Genomic DNA, 17,207 nt, shown 5'->3' with positions numbered 1-17,207 from the left:
GCCTTGCAGTTCGGCGATCGCGACGAGATGATCGCCAAGGGCAAGGAGAAGGTTGCCTGGCTGCACGAGAACGGCTACCCCGATGCCTGCCTGTACGGCGAGCATGAGATGGGCGGCTTGCACGTCATCCAGGTGCTCAAGTACGGTATCGATGCTCATGACCAGGTGCAGGATCCGCAGGCTCCCGCCACGGCCCAGCTCACCCAGATCATGAAGCCGGTCACCGGCGCCATCACCGGCCTGACCGTTGCCGGCCTGGCCGCCATGTTCGGCCTGGCCATCGGCTACAAGCGCGACAAGCTGGCGTACAACCCCGAGACCGAGGATACGGTGTCGGTGATCACCGGCGACGTTGTGCAGCACGGCGACCCGCAGGACGATAAGACGGTGATGGAGCATATCACCGAGAACCTTCCGATCGGTAAGAAGGGGGACAAATAATGAGCTACTCCGTTAACGTTTCCCCGGAAGCCCGCGCCAAGGACGCGGCGTTCCTCCAGGAGCGCGCGGCATCCGGCAAGGAGAAGTATATCGTCCGTCATTCGAAGCAGGCTCGCTTCACGCACGGCATCACGGTCATCGCGTGCATCCTGCTCGCCATCTCGGGCCTGTTCGTGTTCGTTCCGCAGCTTGCTCAGGCGGTCGGCGCCGATACGGTGTTTGCCATCCGCATGTCGCATCGCGTGCTCGGTTTCGTCTTCGTGCTGGTGCCGATCATCAGCGCGATCATGGCTCCGAAGGGCGTGGCCCACATCTTCAAGAACCTGTTCGCGAAGTGGAACAGCGACGACAAGAAGTGGATGATGCTGTTCTTCCCGTACCTGTTCATGGCGAAGTGGATCCACATGCCCGACCAGGACGAGGTGAAGTCCGGCCAGCGTTTCGCCGACGGCATGCTGTGGGTGGCTGGCGCGCTCATGGGCGTCACGGGCCTGATCTTGGTGGCCGGTTCGACCATCGTCGACCTGGGCACGGGTTATGGTGTGGTGCTGTTCCTACACGACCTGGGCTTCTTGCTCATCGCCGTGTTCGGCTTGGCCCACATCTTCCTGGGCGGCGGCATTTTCCAGCCTTACCGCGGCACGTACAAGCTGATGTTCGGCAATGGTTTGGTTTCCGAAGCCGATGCTCTGTACCATTGGGGCCACTGGGCTCGTAAGGAGATCGCCTCCGGCAAGAACGTGGTCGAGAAGGATGCCAAGTAGCTCCTGATCGTCTCTGAAACCATGATGGGCGGCGCGCGATGCGCCGCCCATCTAGCCGGTAGCCCGGTGCTTCGCAGACGCTTCCCTTGTGGAGGTGAGCGTCGGGCTACCGTTTACGCGCAATAGCGTGTTGGCGCGCAGCTGCATGGCATGACGTGCATGCGGCTGTTTGCCAACAGGCTTCGATCGCGCTGACCTGTTCCGTATCTGCCTCGCGGTTCGTGGTCGACTCGATCGTTTCAATGAGATGAAAGCGGTAATCAACTATGAATCTGAATCACATCGATATGGCCATGAAGGCCTATCTGCCGAAGCTCTCCGAATCCGAGCAGGATCGCCTGCGGTTCTTCCGCACGTTGTGGGGCGTTCAGGCCGAGGTGCAGAAGGAGTATGCCGCAAAGGTCGAGCATGTGGTTCCCGATGCGGCTGCGTTCAAGGAGTGTTCGAAAGCCGAACAGCCGGTGCTGCGCGCATATCCTGCGGGCATCCCTGCAGATGCGCTCGCCGATGCCGCTGCTCGTTTGGCGGGCGCTATGGGGCTGTTCGACCAGTTCGACCAGGCGACACGCGATGCCATTGCCGGTGTGCGTTGGGATCGTCTGGTGGCGGCTTCCGATGTGGCCTTGGCAGGCTGCGATCCTTCGGCATATGTGGAAGCGTTCGTGGGTCTTTTGCAGGATGATGGGCTTTCCGAGGATGCCGCGCGCATGGGCGGCGCGGTGGTTTCGCTGGCGCTTCGCGCGCTGTTGGAGCCCGTCGCCCAGGCAGTGCAGGCCGCTCGTGTAGCCGGCAATGCCGATCAGCCGTATCCGGTTCACTGCCCGGTGTGCGGTTGCGAGGCTTCCGTGGCGCATGTCGGCCAGGCGGGCACGAAGACCAAGGGCCGTGGCCGTGCGCTGTGGTGCGCGCAATGCGGCTGCGTATGGGATATCGAGCGCGTGCGTTGCGCCCGTTGCGGCACGCAGAACCAGGGTCACTTGCATTTCTTCAACGTGGAGGGCGACGATGATCACCGCATCGCCACATGCGACGAGTGCGGCGGCTACGTGCGCACCGTCTACGAGGAGGACGGTCCTATGGCTCAGCTGTATCCGTTCAGCTATGAGGTCGAGGACGTGGTCATGGCAAAGCTCGACCTTATCGCATATCGTCAGCTTGTCGCGCAGGAAGCGCAGCAGGATTAGCGAATCGGCTTCTTACAGAGGCGAATCAATGAAGGCAGGGGTTTCGGCTCCTGCCTTTTTCGTTGTAGTGGACCTAATCGACAATGAAACGTAAAGAGGGGTTCTTCATCAGGTAAAACGTATCGTGTACTCAATTTGCATGACAGCATTATCTGTGCTATTGAGTACGAAATCACGGGTTTGCATGATAGACGCGATTTGACGGAAACGGCATTATCGACAGCGTTGAAACGAGCTGACGGGTGCGATCGCCTGTCACGGTACAAGCGATGCGGGCGTCGTCGGTTCCGCTTTGCAACATCCTAAAAGGAGGAGACATCAATGAAGTTTTTGGGCATGGGCGTTCCCGAACTGCTTATCATCCTGGTCGTTGTTTTGTTGATCTTCGGCCCGAAGAACCTTCCCAAGCTCGGCAGCGCCATCGGCAAGTCCGTTAAGAGCCTGCGCGAGGGCATGACCTCCGATGAGGGCAAGCCCGAGATCGACCTTGACGAGGAGGACGAGGTCGAGGAGGAGCCGAAGAAGAAGGCAGTGAAGGCTGCCAAGAAGGCTCCCGCCGCAAGCGAGGAATAGGGTTTCCCCGGGGGTGCGAAAGCTCCCGTTTCCGGAAATACAGCAAACAGTGAAACGCCCGTGCAGTGTTCTGCGTGGGCGTTTCGCTATATATGGGTGGTCTTTAACAGGCGATTGGCCACATTCTCGGTAAGGGTCGACCCTTCGTTGGCTTCGGGTTCAGTCACTGCGCTTGTTAAACAGTTCGTCGCAGATCTTGATGCTTGGACTGCAAAAGTCCCAGCGATCGGTTTTGCGCAGGTTATCTTTTGTGGTCCCTCGTGTGCGGCAGGAGCCTGGATGGTGCTTGCTGGTACACTTTACGGTATGCAGAATTCCTCAATCCATCATACCCGCGCGCCTGAGTCGCGCTTCGATTCCGATCTTGTTCGCACGCTCCTTGGATATGCGTGCCATCAGGCGTTCATGTTCGCCTTGTTCTACATGGGGTGGAACAGCGCCCTTACCGTCGGCGGTTTGACCTTCGAGCGCATCGACCTTCTCATCACCTTGCTTGCCGCGGCTGCTACGCTCATCGTTTTGCGCGCCGTTGCGCTGCGCGTGCGCGATGTGCTGCTGAACCGCTCGCTTATGTGGTGCTATGCGGTGTTGCTGGCAATCGGCTCATCCGTTTCCCTTCCCGCGGAATACGGCCTTGCGTCTATGGTCATGGAAGGCGTGTTGGTTGGCGTCCCCTTCGCGTGCATGCTTGCGGCATGGGGCAGGGCGCTCGGCGCCCGTTCTCATGGGGAAAGCTCCCGCGGCGTGTTGCTTGCAACCGCCGTTGCCGCCGTGTTCACGTTTTTGCTTGCCATGGCCTGTTCGCAAGCCCCGCTTGTCGCTGCTGTGGCGAATCTGCTGCCCTTCGGCAGCGCCTGGGCGCTCGTGGGCATCGAACCTCTGCGCTCGAGCGAGCGCAGCGAGGAGGAGACGCCGGCGCAGAAGACCCCTGCATTCACTATCGCAACCTTGTTCGCTTCCAAGAAGCAGCGCGCCGAGACGCATCGCATCTCCCGCATGGTGATCGCCGGCTCGGTGGTGTTCGGCTTATCGGGTGGCCTCATGGAGACCTACGCTTCCGACCCCGGCAACGTCGCCACGCCCACGTTTGCGGCAACTTTGCTGCTTTTGGCGTTGTTCTGCGCCGGATCGCTTCAGGTTGTGGGCGTTTCCGCGCGCCGTAGCGGGTCCGATGGCGAAGTCAGCAGGCTGTTGGTGGGCGTGTATCGCCTGGCGCTTTTGCTGATGATGACGGGCTACCTGTTCATGCCCGTGCTCGAGCCTTACGGGGTTCCCGGTGATTCCATCGTGCTTGCGGGCTATCTGGGTCTTTCCGCCGTGCTTGTTTCGCTTTTCGTTTTGATGGCGAAGCTGACCGGCATGGATGCGGCGCTTTCGTTCTCCAGGGGTTTTGCGGCCTTGTATCTTGGCGAAGCGGGCGGCTTGGCGCTGGGCAATGCGCTGCAGGTCGCATCTCCTTCGGGCGATATCCCGTTTGCCGTCGCCTCTTGTGCGGGTTTTGCCACGCTGTTCGCGTACCTGTTCCTTTTCACTGAAGGCGATTTCCTGGCGCTGTCCCGCATCGCCAAGCAGGCCGATCGGTTCGAGGATGCGTGCCGCGTCATGGCTGCGAAGTTCAAGCTCTCCAAGCGCGAATCTGAGATTTTGCCGCTGGCGCTTCGGGGCCGTACGGGCGAACGTATGGCGGCGGAGCTGTTTATCGCGAAAAGCACCGTTGATACCCATTTGCGCCGCATCTATGCGAAATGCGGCGTGCATAGCCGTCAAGAGTTGATCGATCTGGGCGAACTTGAATCCCAGGCATTGCTATCCGGTAAGGAGTCGTGATCCATATGGTGAACGGGACGCTGTTGGAAACGCTGCAGGGCATCGTCGGCGCACAGGCGGTGCGCAAGGACGTGCCGATGAGCGGGCTGACCACATTCAAGATCGGCGGTCCTGCTGCCGTGGTGGTCGAGCCGTCTAGCGTGCAGGAGGCGGCAGACGTTCTTGCCGCTTGCCATCAAGCGGGTCAGCCTGTGCGTTTGCTGGGCCTGGGCAGCGACCTGCTCGTGGCCGATGCCGGCCTGTCCGAAGTGATCGTGCGTTTTGCCGAGCGTTTTTCGGGTATTGCCGTGGATGGCTCGCGCATGACGGTGGAAGCCGGCGCCTCGAACGCCCAGGTTGCCGAGGCTGCTGCTGCTGCGGGTTTGGCCGGCTATGAGTTCGCCAGCGGCATCCCCGGAACCATCGGCGGCGCCGCCATCATGAACGCCGGCGCCTATGGCGGGGAGTTCCGCGACGTGTGCTGCTCGCTTGTGTGCGCAACGCCGCAGGGGCGCATCGTCGAGCTGCACGCTTGGCAGGCGTGCTGGGGGTATCGTCACTCCATGATGGGCGATGCTGGTTGGGCGGTGCTCTCAGCAACTTTGCAGCTGCGTCCCGATTTTCCTGCTGAGATCCTCGCGCGCATGGACGATCTGGCCCAACGCCGCGCCGAGAAGCAGCCCCTGGAAATGCCGAGCGCCGGCAGCACCTTCAAGCGCCCCGTCGGGTACTTCGCCGGCAAGCTGATCCAAGATGCCGGCTTGCGCGGTTTCCGCGTGGGCGGTGCGCAGGTTTCCGAGAAGCACACGGGGTTCGTGGTCAACGCGGGTGGAGCGACGGCGCGCGATGTCCGCGACCTGATCGCCGAGGTTCAGTGCCGTGTGTATGAGATGGAGGGCGTGCGCATGTATCCTGAGGTGCGCATGTGGGGTTTCGAGGACGAAGCATAGTCTCGTTCGTTTCGAGGGTGGGTAAAGGCGCGCGTTCGTAGGGCGGAGCGCTGCCATCGCGTTCGCGGGTGCAGGTTCAAGGTAAGTAGGGGAGAAGCCGGATGTTCAAGATCAACCACGCAGTGCTGCACGTGTTCGATTTCGTGTCATGCGTGAACGTGTTTTCCGAAGACGAGTTGGACTTGACGAACAAAAACGTCAAATCGTATGTCATGCGCATTGCCCGGCATGCGCTTGGCGGCATGGATAACCGTCGCGGGGAGTTTTTCCCTGATAGCGGCTTCGCTGCTGAGCTGAGCGCATATTTCAAGGGCGATCGCGACTTCATCGATCTTTCCGTGCAGGTAGCCCAGTTCATGTCCGAGGAGCTCGGGCGCATGGAAAACCCCTCCTCGTGCGATTTGCTCGTCGTTGATTTCGAAGATCAGGAAAAGCCGCCTGCCATGCCCTCTTTGTCCGATGATGCCACCGAGGAGGAGATCGCTGCGGCTACCGCAGCCGCCGAGGCTGCTGCTTATAATGCACGCAGCGAGCATTATTTCGGCTTGTTGCTGCTTGAGAGCAAGCCGGCCTTCATGCACGAGGTTGGGCGCGGCGAAGATGGCGCAACGCGCAACAACATCGAGCGGCATCATGCCATTTTGCCGAACCCTTCGCAGAAGATCGCGTCGTTTGCGCTGGTGAACGCTCGCACCTTGGCGGTGCAGTTCGTCGACAAGCCCCGCCAGATCGCGGGCGAGGAGCGCTGGCTGATCCCCGACGGCCTGCTGCAGTGCTCCAACGAGGCGTCGAGCAAGGAATTGTTCGATACCACGATGGGTCTGGTCGAGGAAGTGGCTGAGGAGTTCGGGGTCAACTCCGCCGTGGCGATGGGCCGTGCCAAGGCCTATCTGGCCGAGAACGCCGATGATTCCGACGAGGTGCCGTTCGATGAGTTCGTGGACGAGGTGTTCGACGACGAGGGCCCGCGCCGTCGTTTCGAGCAGGCAGCCGCCGATGAACAGCTTGGCGACCGCGTGCATATGGAGCGTGATGTGGCGAAACGCGTCAGCCGTAACCATAAGATCGTCACCGACACGGGCATCGTTCTGACGTTTCCCGCCGAATACAGCCACAACACCGAGCTCATCGAGTTCAAAAGCGCCCCGAACGGCCTCATCCAGATCGAGCTCAAAAACATCGGCAGCATCGAGAACCGCTAGCCTCAACGTTTTCTGACACTTAGGGGACGTAGCATTATCTGTCCGGTTTGCATGTAGGTCATGTTCAGCCCGTTTTTTGGGCGGGGTGGCAGCGCATCTTGCTGTTGCGATGCGTTGCCACCCCGCCCTTCTCATATCTCGCAAAGGTCGGACAGATAATGCTACGTCCCCTAAGTGTCCGGGTTGGTGCTACTTCAGATAGGCGCCGGTTTGGCGGTTCCAGAGGTTGGCGTATTCGCCGTTGGCGGCTACCAGGTCGGCGTGCGGACCGTCCTCGGTGATTTTGCCGTGGTCGAGGACCACGATCCTATCAAGGCTGGCCACGGTGGAGAGGCGATGTGCCACGACGATGCAGGTGCGGCCATGCATCAGCTTCGATAGGGCATCTTGCACGAGCGCTTCGCTTTCGGAGTCAAGGGCGCTTGTGGCCTCGTCGAGCACGAGCACCGGGCAGTCTGCCAGCAGCGCACGGGCGATGGCGACGCGTTGGCGCTGTCCGCCAGAGAGCTTCACGCCGCGTTCGCCCGTGATGGTGTCGAACCCTTCCGGCAGGTTCTCGATGAACTCCAGCGCGTTGGCCTGGGCCGCGGCCTCGCGGATCTGCTCCATGGTGGCGTCGGGGCGACCGTAGGCGATGTTCTCGGCGATGCTGCGATGGAACAGCAGCGCTTCCTGCGGCACGTAGGCGATGGAGCGGCGAAGGCTCTGTTGCGTGCATTCGGCGATGTTCTGCCCGTCGATGAGGATGCGGCCGTCCTGGATGTCGGACAAGCGCAGCAGCAGCTTTGTGAGGGTGGTTTTGCCGGCACCGCTCAAGCCCACCAAGCCAACTCGTTGACCTGCAGGGATATGCAGGTTGAAATCTTCGAACACCGTGGTTTTCGTATTGCCGTCGGTGTAGTGGAAGCCGATTCCCTCGAAATCGATGGCGCCGTCGCGCACCACCATGTCAGGCGCACCGGGAAGGTCCGCCACCAGACGAGGCTCGTCGAGGGTTTGCGTCATGCCGCTGGCATCGCCGAACGCCCGGTTGAAGCGCTGCAGGCCGTTGTTAATGAAGTTGAACTGGTTCGTGACGGTGTAGGTGTAGGTGAACATCATCACTAAGGTGCCGGCGCTGATGCCGTACCAGGCGTTACCGCCGGCGATGAACACCGCCACCACGCTCATGATGATCACGGTGATGCATGCGGTGATGATGCCGCGCGCCAAACTGGCCCACATGCGCTTGCTGTCGCGTTCGACCACCTGACGGTTTGCCTGGTCGAACAACGCGCGCTCGTAGTCCTCGCGCCCCGAGGTCTTCACCGCAAGGATGTTCGCAACCGAATCGGAAAGCTCGCCGGACAGCTGGTTTTGCGCGCTTGCCGCCTTCTCGTTGAGCGACAGGATGCGCTTGTACATGTAATACGACACGCAGGCGTATATGGCCAGCAAGGCCATGAGGATGGCCACGTACACAGGCACGCGCGGTGCAAGGATGGCGCAGGTGAATATCACCGAGCAGATGACCGGCAGAAACGGGAACGTGATGGTTTCGAGCAGCAGCTGGTAGGCGCTCATGAACTTGCTCGTCTGGCTTACCAGCGTGCCGCCGAACCGGTTCGAATGGAAGCTCATGGACTGGTTGCACAGCGCATCGAAGCTCATGGTGGCAAGGTCGTATGCTGCCGCGATCTCAAGCTTGTACATGGTGTAATCCTGCAGCTTGCTGGCGGCCTGCCCAAGCACGTTGATGGCGATAAGCGCCACGATGTAGGGGCCGTATACCGCAAACACCTGGTCGGACTCCATGCTTCCGGCGCTCACGCGATCGACCACCAGGCTCATCACGTACGGGTTGCCATACGATAGCAAGGCAACGAACAAAAACGTCGACGCCATAAGCGCGGCGAACAGGCCGAAGTGCTTGCGGGTTACCTGCCAGTAGTAGTGCAGGGTGCGGCGGGTGGTGGTCGATCGGTTCGTTGCCATGAGGCTCCTTCGGGTGCGTATCTAGTCCTGGTTCGCGAAATCCAGCAGCGGGGTGAGCGCACCGTTGGACAGGATGGTGATGGTGCGAGTGGCGCGGCTTATCGTGGTGTATAGACGGTTTTGCGCCACGTGGTCGTTTTCGGGGAATAGGCCGGCTCCGGCATCGGGGATGATCACGTGGTCGAACTCCAATCCCTTCGCCAACGGCAGCGTGAGCGCCAGCACGCCGGAGGACGGCAGGCGCCTATCCTGCCCGATGATCTGCGGCGTGTCGTCGCCGAGCAGCTTCTGCAGGCGCTTGAGCTGGCTTTTCCACGGCACCACCACGGCGGTGAGCCCATCGTTTCCGGGTGCTTCGCGAATCACGCGGCGAAGGGTCTGCTCATATTCCTCCTCGGTCGGGCAGGCGATAAGCGCCGGCGGCTCGTCGGCGCGCTGCACCGCCGAGATCTGCATGCGCTCGCTTTCGGGCAAAAGGCCTGCGAACAGGGTCGTGATCTCGGGCGTGGAGCGGTAGCTGGTCAACAGCTGGCAATCCTCGATGGAGCCGCGCAGGCGCATGAACACCTCGCGGATCCGCTCGTAGGACGCCGTTTCCGGGCGGATGGCCTGATGAGGGTCGCCGAGCAGCATGAAGTGCGCGCGGCGGAAGAAGCGGGCCATGACTGCCAGCTGGTCGGGCGTGTAGTCCTGCACCTCGTCGATCATGACGTAGCGCGCATCGGGATTGCCCAGGCCGGTGACGGCCATGTTCAGGTACAACCATGCGCTGACGGGCAGGTTCTCCACGCCGAGCAGGCGCATGCCGATGCGGTCGATGCGCAGCCATTCGTCGCGTTCGATTGCCAGCACGGCGGCAGCGAAACGCTCCTGCAGGTAGGTGAGGGCGCAGTCGCGGGCCTCCTGCTCGGTTTGCGGGTCATAGGGCGCGTTGAACAGGCGAACCTGCTCGTCCAGCGACAGGCACAGCAGCTCGTCCTGCACCGTTTCGGTTGCCGCCATCTGCTTCAGGCGCGCGTCAAGGCGGCTGAACAGCTCCTCGCGCACCAACGTGACCAGGTGTGGGCCGGCCGGAACGTTCGGATACTTCTGCATGAGCTGCATGATGGCGCCGGCCGAGACCAGGCGCACGCCGTAGAATTTGATGTCGCGAAGGTCGGCAAGCTCGAAGCGAAGGCCCTCGACCGCGCGATCGATCTTCCACAGCAGCTCAAGCGGGCTTTCCTTGTCCTGGGGGTTGCGGCCGGCGGGAAGCAGTCGTGCGCACAGGTCGTGGTAGGTGATGGTTTCCGGGTTGCGTTCGCCCAGGTCGGGCAGCACATTCTCGATGTACTTCGCGAACACGGGGTTGGGGCTGACCAAAAACACCTGGCGCGGGTCGAGCGATCCGCGGTTGCGGTAGAACAGGTACGCGATGCGCTGCAGCAGCACGCTTGTCTTGCCGCTGCCGGCGATGCCTGCGACCAGCAATGCCGGCACGTCTTCGTGGCGGATGATAAGGTTCTGCTCTTTTTGGATGGTGGCGGTGATGGCCTTCATGTGCTCGGAGCGCTGCGCGGAAAGGGATTGCAGCAGCAGCGAGTCCTCGATGGCAACGTCGGAGTCGAAATACGCGCGAAGAGTCTTGCCTTCTATGTCGAATTGACGGCGGTTGAGCAGGTTGACCTTGATGGTACGGCCGTTGGCCTCGTAGGAGGTGGCGCCGTTTTCCTGGTTGTAGTACACCTCGGCAACGGGGCTTCGCCAGTCGACCACCATGCGGCGGTAGTTCTCATCGGCAACGCCGGCAAGGCCGATGTAGATGTCCTTTGCCGGCGCGCCGGGGCGCATCTCCAGGCTGATCTTGGCGAAGTAGGGCTGCTCGAGCAGCTTCGCGGCAGCGGCAAGGCGTTCGCTGTCGGCGTCCTGTTCCAGATTGTAATCGCGGATGAGGTTGTTGAGCACGGCGTAGTCGACGTAGGTCTCCTGGGCCTCGCCGTCGCTGGCGAAGTTGTGCTTGACCTCGCCCTGCATCTCGTCCTTGTCCTTGGCGGCCTGCCAGCGGCGTCGCTCCATCTTGGCCGACAAGGTTTCGGCGATGGTTTCAAGCTTGGCGTAGGTTTCGGACAAGTGGTCCTGTTCTTGCTGGAATACCGGGTCGTTTGCCTGGTCGGACACGGTTTCGTTGAGGTTATCCTGCATGTTGTCGGCCATGGCTGCCCACCCTTCGCTCGAATTTTCGGCATTCCAGTTTAGCGCAAGCGACCAGAGGCCGCCCGGTTTCAGGCGGCCTCTCCATAATTAGGTAACGCGTATACTATGCGTAACATGGTTGACGCTTGGTCGATGTTCGGGAAACAGTGTCGCTATCGAGGTTCCTCGAACGGGGCAGGGGCGAAGCTTTGCTGACGTGACGCCGGGTTTCGCGGCTGGCATCGCAGCATCTTTCGGCAGCTACTTGCGCAATCCGTTCACGTTCATGCAGCGCATGGCGTTGAGGATGGCAAGGATCGCCACGCCCACGTCCGCGAAGACGGCCAGCCACATATTGGCGATGCCTACCGCCGCCAGCACGAGCACGATCAGCTTCACGCCCAAGGCGAACACGATGTTCTGCCATACGATGCGCATGGTGCGCCGTGCCAGGCGGATGGCGCGCGAGATGTTGGAGGGTTTGTCGTCCATGAGCACCACGTCGGCGGCCTCGATGGCGGCGTCCGACCCCATGGCTCCCATGGCGATGCCCACGTCGGCGCGGGTGAGCACGGGGGCATCGTTGATGCCGTCGCCCACGAACGCCAGGTTCTCGCCGTCTTTCTGCTCGGAAAGCAGGCGCTCGACCTGGGCGACCTTGTCGGCAGGCAGCAACTGCGCGTGGAACTCGTCGATTCCCAGTTGTTCGGATACGGCTTGTGCGACTTCGGCGCGGTCGCCGGTGAGCATGACCGTTTTTCGAACGCCTGCGTCATGGAGACGCTTGATGGCCTCGGCGGCGTCATCTTTCACCACGTCGGCGATGACGATATGCCCGGCGTAGCTTCCATCGATGGAAACGTGCAGGATGGTGCCGGTCAATTCGCAATCATGGTAGCTCGTGCCGTTGGCGTTCATGAGCTTGTCGTTGCCCACCAGCACCACATGCTCGTCGATGACCGCGGCCACGCCATGGCCCGCCTCTTCGCGGACGTCGCGGATGCGCTCCTGGTCGATCTTGCCCGAGTAGGCCTCCTTTACCGACAGCGCGATGGGGTGATCAGAATAGGATTCCGCATGTGCGGCATAGCTCAGCAGGTGATCGGGGTCGACGTCCTGTTCGGTGTGCACCGCCACCACGTTGAAGGTGCCGTTGGTGAGCGTGCCGGTTTTGTCGAACACCACCGTGTCCACCTTGGCAAGCGCCTCAAGGTAGTTGCTGCCCTTGACCAGCACGCCCAGCTTGCTGGCGCCGCCGATGCCGCCGAAGAACGACAGCGGCACGCTGATGACCAGGGCGCACGGGCAGCTGACCACCAGGAACGTCAGGCCGCGCAAGATCCAATCGCTCCAGGCGCCCATGCCCAGAAGCGGCGGGATGACGGCCAGCAGCAGGGCCAGCCCCGTGACGGTGGGGGTGTAGTAGCGGGCGAAGCGGGTGATGAAGTTCTCGGTTCGTGCCTTCTTCTCGGCGGCGTTTTCCACCAGCTCGAGGATGCGGCTGACGGTGGATTCGCCGAAGGGCTTCGTGGTGCGTACGCGCAAAAGCCCGGTCATGTTGACGCAACCGCTGATGACCTCCATGCCCGCTTCCACGTGGCGCGGGACGGATTCGCCGGTAAGCGCCGCGGTGTCAAGCTGGCTTGCACCTTCGATGATGGTTCCGTCGATGGGTACGCGCTCGCCGGGCTTCACCACGATCGTGTCGCCGGCGGCTACCTCGGCGGGGTCGACCTGCGCAAGCTCGCCGTTTTGTTCCACGTTGGCATAATCGGGGGCGATATCCATCATGGCGGCGATGGATTTACGCGATTTGCCCACGGCGTAGCTTTGGAACAGCTCGCCGATCTGGTAGAACAGCATCACGGCGCAACCTTCGGCCATCGAAGGCTCCGCGTCCGGGAACGCGATCATGGCGAACGCGCCGATGGTGGCGATGGCCATGAGCAGGTTTTCGTCGAACACCTGGCCGCTTCTGATATTACTGACCGCTCGCAGCAGCACATCGTGGCCGGCAATCAGATAGGGCACCAGGTACAACGCGAACAGCAGGTAGACCGCAGCGGCCTCGCTGCCCAGCATATCGGCCAGCGGCAGCAGGTGCTCAGCGGCGAAGATGATGGCGAACAAGCCCAGCGCCACCAGGATCCGGTTGCGCCATTTTCGTTGCTTTTTGTTCATGGTCGTGATTCTTTCTCGGCGGCGTTGCGCCTATGACGGTTAGCGAACGATGTCGCAGTCGGGCTCGTACTTATGGGCGGCTATTTGGGCTTCGTCGACGATCTGCTCGAAACGGGCGTCGTCGGCATCGATCATGAGCTTTTGCGTCATGAAGGTGACCTTGGCGTCGTTCACGCCGTCGATCTTTTTGATCTCCGCTTCGATCTTCGCCCCGCAGTTCGCGCAGTCGAGCTCGTCGAGTTTGAACGTCTTACGCATGATGGTTCCTTTCGTTTGATGGATGGGTCGAATGGTCTCGGGCTATGCCCGGCTATTCGCAGATATGGGTCATGCCCTGCGCCAACATGGTGTACACGTGGTCGTCGGACAGGGAATAGATGACGGATTTGCCGTCTCTCTGGAACTTCACCAGATGGGCTTGCTTGAGCTGGCGCAGCTGATGGGAGACCGCCGATTGCGTGGCGCCGATTGCCTCGGCAAGTTCGCCAACAGGCATTGGGCGCGCCATCAGGGCAAACAGTATCTTGATGCGCGTGGTGTCGGCGAACACCTTGAACAGGTCGGCCAAATCGTAGAGCAGCTCCTCATCCGGCATGGTGTCGAAGCGTTGCTGCGTTTCGCTGCGGTTGCATCCGCACGGGCAATCGTCATCGTTTGCGATTTCGGTCGTGCCGGTTGCGGGGGATGGGTCGGCGCAGGATCTGGATGCCATCGGCTGGCCGATAGCGGCTGCATCGCTCTGCTTCGCCTGGGGCGGGGCAGTGGGGATATCGCTTGCCATAGTTTGAACCTTTCAGCTAAGTACTAAACATATGAGCAACTGTTCATAAGTATAATCAGCAGTAGGGTCTTGTCAACCAGTATTGGCGTTTCTTGGCAATGCGGCCTAGCAGTCAGGGCATGTTTTGCCTACCGATGCGGGCAGGGAGCAGCGCATGCTTGTGCTCTGATTCGGGCAATGCGGTCGGCATCCGTTTGCGCACCTAGTCTGGTGAAACGATCGGCACAAGTTGCCATAGCTCAACTTTGTCTTGACTATACCCTTATGGGGTATATACTAAGCAGGAATCGAATGCCCCCAGGGGGTATATTGGAATACTCGATGGTCTCTTATGAGGGGCCAAGCAGCGAAAGGATGCGTATGAACGCCGCAGCTTCTGAGGCAAATTGCAGCCAAAAGCAGTGCTGCTGCCATCACAAGGCCACGCCACGCAGCCAGCAGTTGCAAGATGACCTGCAAAAACGGCTGAATCGTGTCATAGGCCAGCTCAATGGCGTGAAAACGATGATCGATGACAACCGCTATTGCGGCGATGTGCTCGTCCAGCTTTCCGCAGCCGAAAGCGCTGTGCACAGCATCTCGGCCATCTTGCTGCAAAACCACCTGGAAACCTGCGTCGTCGAGCAAATCGAGCAGGGCAACACGCAGATCATCGATGAAGCCATGCAGCTGATCAAGAAATTCGCGCGGTAGGCGCCGAAAGAAGGATAGGTATGAAACGTACATTCGATGTGACGGGCATGACGTGCGCGGCCTGCTCGGCTCGTGTGGAGAAGGCCACGGCGGGCGTTGCGGGCGTGGAGTCGGTGGCCGTGAATCTGTTGAAGAACAGCATGGAGGTGGATTTCGACGGCGCCGATTCCACCCTTGACGCTATTTCGGCGGCGGTCGAGAAGGCGGGCTATGGCGCGTATCCGCGGCCGGAGTCGGGGTCGACGGCTGGCAGCGTGCAGCAGCCTGCGCGACCGGTGAACGATTCCGCCGCCGAGGCGAAACGGGTGCGTATGCGCCTGATCGTCAGTTTCTGCTTCACCATCCCGCTGTTCTATCTTTCCATGGGCCATATGTTCGGCTGGCCGCTCCCTGGCGTGTTCCTTGGCCATGAGAACATGCTCACGTTCGCGTTCACGCAGCTCCTGCTGCTGCTGCCCGTCATCTTCGTGAACTTCAAGTTCTTCCGCGTGGGTTTCAAGACGCTTGCCCATGGAGCCCCGAACATGGATTCGCTCATCGCGCTCGGCTCGGCGGCGTCCACCATATATGGTATCGCCGCCATCTATCGCATCGGCTGGGGCATGGGGCACGGCGACATCGACTTCGCACATGCGGCCGCCATGGACCTGTACTTCGAGTCGGCGGCCATGATCTTGACGCTTATCACGCTGGGCAAGTACTTCGAAGCACGGGCGAAGGGCAAGACCACCGATGCCATCACCAAGCTCATGGATCTAACGCCGAAAGAGGCGACGCGTCGCGAATCCGATGGATCCGAACGTCGCGTTCCCGTTGAACAGGTGCGTGTGGGCGACATGCTTGTCGTAAAAGCCGGCGAAGGCGTGCCCGTCGATGGCATCGTACTTGAAGGCGACGGCGTGGTGGATCAGTCGGTCATCACGGGCGAGAGCGTGCCTGTTTCCAAGCATGCGGGCGATGCGGTCACGGGCGCTACCGTGAACAAGTCCGGCTGGTTCGTCATGCGCGCGGACCGCGTCGGGGCGGACACCACGCTTGCCGGCATCATCCGCCTGGTTGACGAGGCTACGTCGACCAAAGCGCCTATCGAGAAGATCGCCGATAAAATCGCCGGCGTGTTCGTTCCCGCGGTCATCGCTATCGCCCTTGCGGCATTCGTCGTGTGGATGTTCGTGTCCGGCAGCGTTTCCACCGCTCTTACGCACGCCATCTCCGTTTTGGTTATCAGCTGCCCGTGTGCGCTCGGGTTGGCAACGCCTACGGCCATTATGGTCGGCACGGGACGTGGCGCCACCAGCGGTATTTTGGTGAAGTCGGCCGAGGCGCTCGAGGTTGCGCACGATGTGAAAACGGTCGTGTTCGACAAAACCGGCACCATCACCACGGGCAAGCCGATCGTCACCGACGTGATGCGCGCCTCGGGAATCGACGAGATGGGGTTTGCAAGCCTGGCGCTTTCCGTAGAACAGCGTAGCGAGCATCCTCTTGCGCAGGCGGTCGTCGAGTGGGCCGAAGCTGCCGGTGCGCAGCCTCAATCGGTTGAAGCGTTCGAGCAGGTTGCAGGCGGCGGTGTCCGCGCCGAAGTCGACGGTGTTGCCGCGTATGCCGGAAACAGAAAGCTCATGCAGCAGGCGAATGTGGATGTTTCGGCATTCGAGTCCCGCGCTCAGCAGCTTGCCGACCAGGGCAAAACGCCTTTGTTCTTCGCATGCGGCTCAAAGGCGTGCGGCTTGATCGCCGTGGCAGATACCGTGAAGCCCTCAAGCGCGGCGGCGATCGCCGAGCTTCGGGCTATGGGGATCCGAACCGTCATGTTGACGGGCGATAACGAACGCACCGCGTTGGCGATTCAACGCCAGGTCGGCGCCGATGAGGTGATCGCCGACGTGATGCCCGAGGGCAAGGAGCGCCAGATCCGCCTGCTGTCTGAGCAGGGCCGTGTGGCCATGGTCGGCGATGGTATCAACGATGCACCTGCGCTCGCGCGAGCCGATGTGGGCATCGCCATCGGGGCGGGTACCGATATCGCCATCGACAGCGCCGATGTGGTGCTCATGCGCTCCGATGTCCTTGATGTGCCTGCAGCCATCCAGCTGTCGCGTTCGACGCTGCGCAATATCAAGCAGAACCTGTTCTGGGCGTTGATCTACAATGCGATTTGCATTCCGGTGGCCGCCGGCGTGTTCTCGTTCGCCGGTTTCACGCTCAACCCCATGATCGCCGCGGCGGCTATGAGCTGCTCGAGCGTATGCGTGGTGTCGAATGCGCTGCGCTTGCGTTCCTGGAAGCCCCGGTTCAGCTCGGCTGCGGCACAGCGGTTGGCCGCCAAGCAAGGCGGCCCTAACGAAGAAACTGCGGATGCGAGCGCATCCGAGCAGGATATCCAGGCAATCGATGCGGGTGCGCCCGCGGAACAGTAGATCATCATGGAAAAGAAGCTCACCGTCGAGGGTATGATGTGCCCGAAGTTCGTCGCCCATGTGAAG

14 protein-coding genes are annotated in these 17,207 nt (G+C 61.1%); 9 read left to right on the top strand and 5 right to left on the bottom strand.

What is annotated here, in order from left to right; genetic code table 11:
• From Q0H50_RS03955 to Q0H50_RS03925, 7 genes are all read left to right on the top strand, one after another.
• On the top strand, positions 1–441 hold a 441-nt coding region (locus Q0H50_RS03955), incomplete at its 5' end, for a hypothetical protein (protein ID WP_294419591.1).
• A complete protein-coding gene (locus tag Q0H50_RS03950; RefSeq protein ID WP_294419589.1) occupies positions 441–1,205 on the top strand; it encodes a cytochrome b/b6 domain-containing protein in 765 nt (254 codons plus the stop codon). The genes Q0H50_RS03955 and Q0H50_RS03950, both read left to right, overlap by 1 nt.
• Before the next feature lie 266 nt (positions 1,206–1,471).
• Positions 1,472–2,389 (top strand): formate dehydrogenase accessory protein FdhE, encoded by a 918-nt coding sequence (locus tag Q0H50_RS03945; protein ID WP_294419587.1) that lies wholly within the window; start codon positions 1,472–1,474, stop codon positions 2,387–2,389.
• Positions 2,390–2,710: 321 nt separating this feature from the next.
• Entirely contained in the window at positions 2,711–2,962 is a 252-nt protein-coding gene (gene tatA, locus Q0H50_RS03940; protein WP_294419585.1) for a twin-arginine translocase TatA/TatE family subunit, read from the top strand.
• Between the two features lie 306 nt (positions 2,963–3,268).
• Positions 3,269–4,789, top strand: coding sequence for a LuxR family transcriptional regulator (locus Q0H50_RS03935; RefSeq protein WP_294419583.1), 1,521 nt, complete (start codon positions 3,269–3,271; stop codon positions 4,787–4,789).
• A 5-nt stretch (positions 4,790–4,794) separates the two neighbouring features.
• A complete protein-coding gene (gene murB, locus Q0H50_RS03930) occupies positions 4,795–5,718 on the top strand; it encodes a UDP-N-acetylmuramate dehydrogenase (RefSeq protein WP_294419594.1) in 924 nt (307 codons plus the stop codon).
• Positions 5,719–5,819: 101 nt separating this feature from the next.
• Positions 5,820–6,920 (top strand): nucleoid-associated protein, encoded by a 1,101-nt coding sequence (locus tag Q0H50_RS03925; protein WP_294419581.1) that lies wholly within the window; start codon positions 5,820–5,822, stop codon positions 6,918–6,920.
• Positions 6,921–7,109: 189 nt separating this feature from the next.
• Here the strand turns inward: Q0H50_RS03925 and Q0H50_RS03920 are convergent, their stop codons facing one another.
• From Q0H50_RS03920 to Q0H50_RS03900, 5 genes are all read right to left on the bottom strand, one after another.
• A complete protein-coding gene (locus Q0H50_RS03920; RefSeq protein WP_294419579.1) occupies positions 7,110–8,894 on the bottom strand; it encodes an ABC transporter ATP-binding protein in 1,785 nt (594 codons plus the stop codon).
• A gap of 21 nt (positions 8,895–8,915) precedes the next feature.
• Positions 8,916–11,087, bottom strand: coding sequence for a UvrD-helicase domain-containing protein (locus Q0H50_RS03915; RefSeq protein WP_294419576.1), 2,172 nt, complete (start codon positions 11,085–11,087; stop codon positions 8,916–8,918).
• Between the two features lie 240 nt (positions 11,088–11,327).
• Entirely contained in the window at positions 11,328–13,247 is a 1,920-nt protein-coding gene (locus Q0H50_RS03910; protein WP_294419572.1) for a heavy metal translocating P-type ATPase, read from the bottom strand.
• 39 nt (positions 13,248–13,286) lie between these two features.
• Positions 13,287–13,505, bottom strand: a complete 219-nt coding sequence (locus Q0H50_RS03905; RefSeq protein WP_294419569.1) for a cation transporter — start codon at positions 13,503–13,505, stop codon at positions 13,287–13,289.
• A 52-nt stretch (positions 13,506–13,557) separates the two neighbouring features.
• Positions 13,558–13,842: a metalloregulator ArsR/SmtB family transcription factor gene (locus tag Q0H50_RS03900; protein ID WP_042435168.1), complete on the bottom strand. Its 285-nt coding sequence runs from the start codon at positions 13,840–13,842 to the stop codon at positions 13,558–13,560.
• Positions 13,843–14,388: 546 nt separating this feature from the next.
• Here Q0H50_RS03900 and Q0H50_RS03895 point away from each other — a divergent pair.
• Entirely contained in the window at positions 14,389–14,721 is a 333-nt protein-coding gene (locus Q0H50_RS03895; RefSeq protein ID WP_294419567.1) for a metal-sensing transcriptional repressor, read from the top strand.
• Positions 14,722–14,741: 20 nt separating this feature from the next.
• The gene (locus tag Q0H50_RS03890) at positions 14,742–17,141 is read left to right on the top strand and encodes a heavy metal translocating P-type ATPase (RefSeq protein ID WP_294419564.1); all 2,400 of its coding nucleotides are present in this window, start codon (positions 14,742–14,744) and stop codon (positions 17,139–17,141) included.
• Positions 17,142–17,207: the final 66 nt, after the last annotated feature.

Source organism: uncultured Senegalimassilia sp., from assembly GCF_934632265.1.
Classification (GTDB): domain Bacteria; phylum Actinomycetota; class Coriobacteriia; order Coriobacteriales; family Eggerthellaceae; genus Senegalimassilia.
This window is presented reverse-complemented; position numbering and strand designations above follow the sequence as displayed.